General features: G+C 43.9%; 2 pseudogenes. Both read right to left on the minus strand.

What is annotated here, in order from left to right:
• Positions 1-105: 105 nt before the first annotated feature.
• Positions 106-771: pseudogene (locus ACTHUM_RS15050) on the minus strand (hypothetical protein).
• Between the two features lie 190 nt (positions 772-961).
• Positions 962-1,061 (minus strand): annotated as a pseudogene (locus ACTHUM_RS15055) (aspartate carbamoyltransferase regulatory subunit); the annotation flags it as partial.

The raw sequence follows: 1,061 nt of genomic DNA on the forward strand, positions 1-1,061 counted from the left end.
ATTATACCCGATACGCCTCTTTTTCTTCAAAAATCATTTGAAAAATAACAACAGGCCGTCTGAAACCAAGTATTTCGGTTTCAGACGGCCTGCATATTTTGTATATCAATACAACAATTTCTTGCGGGGCTTTTGTTCGCCACCGGATTTAATTTCCGACAAGTTGAAATTCAGTATGCTCAAATCCAAAATGCTTTCTGAAGTGCATTGATCGCCAAAAGCATTTTCATAAGTGGCCTTCAGTTTCAACACGCCGCCAAATGTCTGGTCCGGCAATTCGGCAGCCAGCGCCAACATGCTTGCAAACACGCCGCCATACAATTCGCCCGATGCCAGCATATCCACACCGCCGGAAAACATCTACAAGCGCATAACTGCATCGGCAACCAACTTGCTCGGCAAGTGATCCGGCAAAGGCTCTGCCTCAAAGCGTACATTCTTCGCCAAGCCCTTACCGCTATTGCGGACAACCAAAACCAATAAATCCGTTTGACCGTCAGAACGCTGCAACGTCGCATGCAAAACCGGATGAATGCTCTCTTTTTGAATCAGCTGCTCACGGTGCAACATCTTGCTTTTAGCTTTGGATCGCGCAGATACGACGGCCCAAATCAACCAAACCAATGCAACGGCAGAAATGGCTGTGACCAAAAGAGGAAGATTGGCCAAATAGGCTTGCTGATTAAACCAAACTTGTGCGGCTAAAAATCCGGCAAAGAAAATCAAGACGTATAAAATTGGGGCAAACCGGCTTTGTATGGATGAGTGCATAAGTTTTCCTACATTTCGTATCGCGTTATAAAAATAATGCCTTTTGAGCAAATGATGTCATTAACTCAGAAGGCATTATTTTAACGTAATTTTAACGCAATTTGCTTAATATCTTGCTTTTTATGAAACTGATGTATCAAGCAGACAACTCAAACCGCACAGCCGTGTTTTCAGACGGCCTGAGATTTTATCAGGCTTCGGCAACCGAATCACGCGAGAAGGTTTTTTCGCAATAATGGCATTTCAAACGTGTCTGACCATTATGTGAACGGACATAAAAGCGGCTGATG

This window comes from Neisseria sp. P0021.S006 (assembly GCF_051956895.1).